This is a genomic window from Pseudonocardia sp. (assembly GCF_029263155.1).
GTDB lineage: Bacteria > Actinomycetota > Actinomycetes > Mycobacteriales > Pseudonocardiaceae > Pseudonocardia.
This window is the reverse complement of sequence record NZ_JAJCYB010000082.1, coordinates 1-6,311: the sequence shown is the minus strand read 5'-3', so window position 1 is coordinate 6,311 and position 6,311 is coordinate 1. Positions and strand designations below refer to the sequence as shown.

The following is a 6,311-nucleotide window of genomic DNA, read 5'->3' as shown; positions in this document are numbered from 1 at the left end:
GACCCCGGTGTCGATGACCTGCCACCTCATCAGCAACATCGTGGTGGAGGAGGCACCCACTCCCGACGAGGTCGACGTGCTGAGCGCGTTCACCGTGCGCCAGGCCCGGAAGCTGCGCGACGAGGCGTGGTGGGCGGGCCGACGCCGCGACCGCCTGCGCCGCGTCGACGGCGGATGGAAGATCGCGCGTCGCGAGGTGCACCTCGACTCGACGGTGCTGCCCCGCGGCATCGCCATCTTCTTCTGATCCTCCACCGGAACGATTCGGACAAGGGAACTTCATGACTCAGACTGTGGTCGCCCCGAGCGAGGAGGGCACCAGCCGGTACGCGCAGGCGGGGCCCCACCGGCTCCACTACCACGAAGCCGGCCAGGGCGCGGCCGTCGTCATGCTCCACGGCGGCGGGCCCGGAGCGACGGCGTGGTCGAACTTCGGCGGCAACATCGGGCCCTTCGCCCAGCAGCACCGGACGCTGCTCGTCGACATGCTGGGATTCGGTGGGTCGGACTCCGTCGTGTTCGACAGCGAGCCGGCGACGACGGTGCGGGCGCGGGCCTTGCGCGACCTGCTCGACACCCTCGGCATCGAGAAGGCCAGCTTCGTCGGCAACTCCATGGGGGCGAGCACCGCGATGGCTTTCGCGGTGGACCACCCTGAGCGGACGGAGCGGCTGGTCCTCGTCGGGGCGGCGGGCAAGACCCGCACGGTGATCGCGCCGCAGCCGACCGACGGCCATCGGCGGCTCGCCGAGGCCGGTGCCGATCCGAGCGTGACGACGATGCGGGCCCTGGTCGACACGATGCTGTTCGACCCCGGACTCATGTCCGCTGCGGCTCTCGAGAGCAGGGTGCGGGCGGCGCGCAACCCCGCGCACCGGGACGCGGCGGCCCGCTCCACGGCTCCGTGGCGCGACCAGACCGACGAGTTCGCCCGTATCGCGGCGAGGACCCTCATCGTGTGGGGCCGGGAGGACCGCGTGAACCCGCTGGAGATCGGTCTCCTGCTGTTGCGCGACATCCCGGACTCCCGCCTGCACGTGTTCCGCGACTGCGGGCACTGGGCGCAGATCGAGCACGAGACCGAGTTCAACCGGGTCGCCCTCGAGTTCCTGGCCGCGGCGTGACGGACGGAACCGGCATCACGGCCCAGTCCCGATTCGTCGTGGTACCGCAGGTCAGGGCCATGAGGGAGACGGTGTACGGCGTCCGGACGCACTACGTCGACGCAGGCGGGGGCGACCCGCTCGTCCTCGTGCACGGCGGCGGCCCCGGAGCCTCCGGCGCGAGCGGCTGGGCCCGGCTCCTCCCCCTGCTGGCCCGGCACTTCCGGGTACTGGCGATCGACCTCATCGGCTCCGGCCACACGGACAAGCCGCTGGTCGACTACTCGTTCCAGACCCTCGTCGACCACCTCGCGGGCTTCGTCGACGTTCTCGGCCTTCCGCGGGTGCGCCTGGTCGGCAACTCCCAGGGGGCCTACGTCGCGATGAAATACGCGCTCGATCACCCCGCCCGCGTCCGGGGTGTCGGCACGATCGGCACCGCCACCCTGGCCTCCGCGGTCGGCCTGCGCGACGACGGCCGCGCCGTGGCGCTGCCACGGTTCGACGGCTCGCGGGCGTCACTGGTCGCGTTCCTCGAGACGATCGTCCACGATCGGGCGCAGCTCGACGACGACCTGATCGGGGCCCGGTTCGCGGTCGCGTCGCTGCCCGGGCACCGCGAGATGCTCGACTCCCTCGGGCGCTACCGCACGGTCGTCACCGAGGACCCCGACCAGCGGCAGGTCTTCGAGGTACGGGAACGGCTGGCCGGGCTCGCGGTCCCCTGGTCGATGATCTGGGGTGCCGACGACCGCACCGCGCCACTGGGATCGCTGGGGACCGGCATGCGTCAGCTCCACCCGGAGGTGCCCTTCCACGTGGTCGACGGCGCGGGCCACCAGGTGCAGACCGACCAGCCCCAACGGGTCCACGAGCTGCTCATGACCTTGTTCGAGCGGTCATCCGCACCGGCCGCGTGAGCTGCCCGAAGCACGGGAGAGCAGAGCAGTGGGAGAGATCGTTGCGGGCCTGGCGTCCTCGCACGCGTTCGCGTTCATGCCGCCCGAGCGCTGGGACGAGTTCCGGGAGCAGAACCGCCGGCTGCTGTACGAGCGCCGGGGGGTGGCAGCACCGGTGCAGGACGGCGTCCGTGTCGAGACGCTTGCCGCGAACCTGCGGGGGTACGCCCGCATCCGCGGTGGCCTCGACCGGCTGCGGTCCTTGCTGACCGAGCAGCGGCCGGACGCGCTTGTCGTCATCGGCGACGACCAGGACGAGAACTTCGACGCGAGCAACGTCCCCCAACTCGCGGTTCACGTCGGCGAGGAGTTCACCCTCGCCGGCCCGCTGGCGACCGGTGCGGCGACGCACCGGGTGCACCGCGGGCTCGCCACGGCGCTGCTCGAGCAGGGTGTGCGTGAGGGCTTCGACATCGCGAGACTGGGCTCGTTCCCGAACGGCGAGCTCAGGTCGCACGCGCACACGCAGGTGCTCGCGGACATGCTGCCGCGTGCCGACATACCGGTCGTGCTCGTCTTCCTCAACGCCATCCACCACCCGGCGGTGCCGCCGTGGCGATGCGCGCAGTTCGGGCAGCTCCTGGCCCGCGTCGTCAGGGACCGGCCCGAGGGCGAGCGGGTGGCGGTCTACGCCTCCGGCGGCTGGTCGCACTTCACCGCCGGATATCCGTGGGACGCCTATCGCGGGCCGCACACCCACGGCGCCATCGACGCCGCCTTCGACCACGTCGTGCGGGAGCTGGTGGAAGGAGGCGACGGGGGCAGGCTCGGCGAGCTGACCGACACCGACCTCCTGGAACACGGCCAGGTGGAGCTGCGCGCCTGGATCGCCCTCATCGGTGCGCTCGGCGACCTGCCGGCGGACTTCGTCGAGTACCAGACCTTCTATCGGGCAATGATGGGGATGGCCGTCGCCGCGTGGACGCCTGAACCGGTGGGGAGAAATCGGTGACGGCGATGTCGTCCAGCGTCCAGGTCCGGGTGTGCGCGGTGCGGGACGTTCCCGCCGGCGAGGGAATTCGGATCGAGCGTCCCGAGCTGCCCGAGCCCATCGCGGTGTTCAACGACGGGGGCCGGCTGTTCGCGCTGAGCGACATGTGCAGCCACGCCGACGCCTCGCTCGCCGACGGCGAGGTGACGGACTGCCAGGTGGAGTGCCCGATGCACTTCGCCCGGTTCGATCTCGTCACCGGCAGGCCGCGTTCGCTCCCCGCTCTGCTCCCGGTCCGGACCTACGAGGTCACGGTGCATGACGGAGACGTCCACGTGACACTCCCCGAGGGGGGTGCGAAGCCGTGATGGTCCTCGGAGTGGCCTCGTCGCACGCCCCCGCCGTGCTCCTGCCCGCCGACCGGTGGCCGTCCGCCTACGCGATGCTCGTCGGCGACGTCCCCCAGCCGCGGGCCGCCGCGGCCGAGACGTCGGAGACGAACGCCGTCGCCCGCGGGCGGATCGATCACGGCGTCGCCACGTTGCGCGCGGCGATCGAGGCCGCACGGCCCGACGCGGTGGTCATCGTCGGGGACGACCAGGACGAGGTCTTCGGACCCGCGTTCAACCCGACGCTCGCCGTCTTCTGCGGCAGCGCGGTGAGCGGGAGCACCCTGCCCCGGTTCCGCGACGAGCCAGGACTCGACCGCCGCGTGGAGCTCACCTGCCACAGCGAGCTGGCGTCGCACCTGGCCGCCGGCCTGACGCGACGCGGGTTCGACCCTGCCGTCATGACCGAGCTCCGGCCGCTCAGCCGCCCGGACGGCATCGGGCACGCTTTCACCCGGCCCGCGCAGTTCCTCGGCCTGGCCGAGACGGGCATCCCGGTGATCCCCGTCTTCCTCAACGCCTACCACGATCCCCTGCCCTCCGGTCAGCGCTGCTACGACCTGGGCAGGGCGATCCGGGAGATCGCCGACGGGCGGCCGGAGCGGATCGTCGTCGTGGGCTCCGGCGGCCTCTCGCACGACCCGATGGGGCCGCGCGCGGGTTGGATCGACCAGCGGCTCGACCGCTGGGTGCTCGACCGCATCGCCGAGGGCCGGGGCGAGGAGCTGACCACGATGTTCAGCGTCGACTCCGATGCCCTGCGGGGCGGCACCGGCGAGATCCGGTCGTGGATCGTGGTGGCGGGAGCATTCGCCGGTCTCCCTGCCCACGTCGTCGACTACGTGCCCCTCCACCACGCGGTCACCGGTCTCGGATTCGCCTGCTGGCAGCCCTCGGCCTGACGCCGGCCGAGCACCGTGTCCCCACCAGAGAGGAGCTCCGTGCCGGAGCCGACCCGTGATCCACCTCCGCGCAACGGCGCCGACCTGGTCGTGGAATGCCTCGCCCAGGAGGGAGTCCGCCTCGTTGCCGGCGTCCCGGGCACGACGGTGATGGACGTCATCGACAGCCTCGCCCGCCAGGACACCATCCGTTTCGTCGCGACCCGGCACGAACAGGTCGCCGGGTTCCTGGCTGACGGCGTGTCCCGCGCCGGCGGGCAACCGGGAGTCTGCCTGGCCTCCCGGGGTCCCGGGGCGGCCAACCTGGCCATCGCCGTCCAGAACGCGTACGACGAGTCCGTCCCGCTGCTCGTGCTGATCGGACAGGTTCCCGGCAGCATCGCCGGACGCCGCGCGTTCGAGGAGATGGACATCGTGGCCACGTTCCGGCCCATGACGAAGTGGACGGTGGAGATCCAGGACGTCCTGCGCATCCCGGAACTGCTCCAGCGTGGGGTACGCGCAGCCGTCACCGGCCGACCGGGGCCCGTCGTCGTCTCCCTGCCCCTCGACGTGCTGCAGGCGCCTGCCCCCGGGCAGCTCCGACCCGCGCCCCGACGGCGGAGCCACCCTCCCGCGCCCGCCGCCGACGGCGTGCGCGAGGCCGTCGAGCTGCTCGCCACCGCGGAACGCCCGGTGATCCTGTTGGGCGGCGGTGCAGCGGGCGATCCCGGCGCCTACCTCCGGCTCGCGGAACGCTTCGACGCACCGGTCATGACCACGTGGATGCGTCAGAGCGCGGTCCCGCACCACCACCCGGCCTACCTGGGGGCCCTGGGCTACGGCGCCCACGACGTGACCGAGCGGGCCGTGCGCGACGCCGACGTCCTGCTGGCCCTGGGCTGCCGGTTCTCCGAGTTCACCACGAACGGATGGACGCTCCTCTCCGCCACGACGCGGCTCGTCCATGTCGACATCGACGCCTCCGAGCTCGGCAGGGTCTACGTGCCCGACGTGGGGCTGGTGTCCGACGCGCGGCTCGCCGCCGCAGCACTGGCCACCGCAGCACCGGCCACTGCAGCACAGGCCACTGCAGCACCGGAGCCGGGCGACGCGCAGCGCACCCGTCGTCGGGCCCGGCTGCGCGCCCTGCGGGACGAGTTCGAGCGGGTGTCCTCGACGGGCTCCGACGATCTCGTCGCGGACGACCCCGGCACCGGCGTGAGCAGCCTCAGCGCGGTTCGCGTCCTGCAACGGCTGGCCACCCGGGACGGCGTGCTCCTGCTGCAGGACGCGCCCAGCTTCGCCCCGTGGACCCACCGGTACCTGCGCCTGCCGCGCCCGGGGAGCCTGTACGCCTCCGCGGGCGGCGCCATGGCGTGGGGGCTGCCGGCCGGGATGGGCATCGCACTGGCCCGCCCGGACCAGCGGGTCGTCACCGTCAACGGTGACGGAAGCTTCTGGATGGTCGCCCAGGACTTCGAGACCTGTGTCCGGGAGAAGATCGGCCTGGTCAACATCGTGATGAACAACTTCTCCTACGGCAACACCCGCGACCGCCAGCGGACCACCCACGGCGGCCGCTATCTCGGCGTGTTCTACGGCAACCCGGACTTCGCGGACTTCGCCCGCTCGCTCGGAGGCTTCGGACGTCGGGTGGAGACCGACGCCGACCTGGAGGTGGCCGTGGACGAGGCGCTGGCCCAGGGCCGTCCGGCGATCATCGACGTCGTCCAGGACCAGCTCTACGGCCTGCCGCCGGGACTCACCCCGCCGTCCGCGCGGTGGCCGACATCTGCGGGGCCGGACTAGACTTCTGCTGTGGAGAAAGCCGCGCCCGCGCACGAAGGTCCCCACCGGCCGAAACCGCAGTATCCGATCGAATCGGTGGACAACGCCCTCAAGGTGCAATGCCACGTAGCTTAAGTCGATCATGCTGCCGACCTGGGTTTCAGCCCGCGGATGTTGATCGTGGCCGGTGCTCGGTGGCGGATGCTGGCCGGCTCGCTGGTCTTCTTGACCCGGTAGCTGTTGTGTCGGGCTCGTTT

7 protein-coding genes are annotated in these 6,311 nt (G+C 72.0%); all 7 read left to right on the top strand.

The genetic code is table 11. The annotated features are described in order from the left end of the window. On the top strand, nucleotides 1–247 hold a 247-nt coding region (locus tag Q1K26_RS17390), incomplete at its 5' end, for an aromatic-ring-hydroxylating dioxygenase subunit beta (protein WP_300013722.1). Nucleotides 248–281: 34 nt separating this feature from the next. Next, the gene (locus Q1K26_RS17385) at nucleotides 282–1,124 is read left to right on the top strand and encodes an alpha/beta fold hydrolase (RefSeq protein WP_300013720.1); all 843 of its coding nucleotides are present in this window, start codon (nucleotides 282–284) and stop codon (nucleotides 1,122–1,124) included. Nucleotides 1,125–1,183: 59 nt separating this feature from the next. Continuing rightward, nucleotides 1,184–2,023 carry an alpha/beta fold hydrolase gene (locus Q1K26_RS17380; RefSeq protein ID WP_300013719.1) on the top strand — a complete coding sequence of 280 codons (840 nt, stop codon included), beginning with the start codon at nucleotides 1,184–1,186 and terminating at the stop codon, nucleotides 2,021–2,023. A gap of 28 nt (nucleotides 2,024–2,051) precedes the next feature. Beyond that, complete coding sequence (locus Q1K26_RS17375; protein ID WP_300013717.1) at nucleotides 2,052–3,014, top strand: hypothetical protein; 963 nt, start codon at nucleotides 2,052–2,054, stop codon at nucleotides 3,012–3,014. A 5-nt stretch (nucleotides 3,015–3,019) separates the two neighbouring features. Next, nucleotides 3,020–3,361 (top strand): bifunctional 3-phenylpropionate/cinnamic acid dioxygenase ferredoxin subunit, encoded by a 342-nt coding sequence (locus Q1K26_RS17370; RefSeq protein ID WP_297661208.1) that lies wholly within the window; start codon nucleotides 3,020–3,022, stop codon nucleotides 3,359–3,361. Further along, nucleotides 3,361–4,284: a hypothetical protein gene (locus Q1K26_RS17365; RefSeq protein ID WP_300013724.1), complete on the top strand. Its 924-nt coding sequence runs from the start codon at nucleotides 3,361–3,363 to the stop codon at nucleotides 4,282–4,284. The genes Q1K26_RS17370 and Q1K26_RS17365 overlap by 1 nt, the downstream gene beginning before the upstream one ends. A 39-nt stretch (nucleotides 4,285–4,323) precedes the next feature. Further along, on the top strand, nucleotides 4,324–6,075 hold the full coding sequence (locus Q1K26_RS17360) for a thiamine pyrophosphate-binding protein (RefSeq protein ID WP_300013714.1): 1,752 nt from the start codon (nucleotides 4,324–4,326) through the stop codon (nucleotides 6,073–6,075). Nucleotides 6,076–6,311 lie beyond the last annotated feature (236 nt).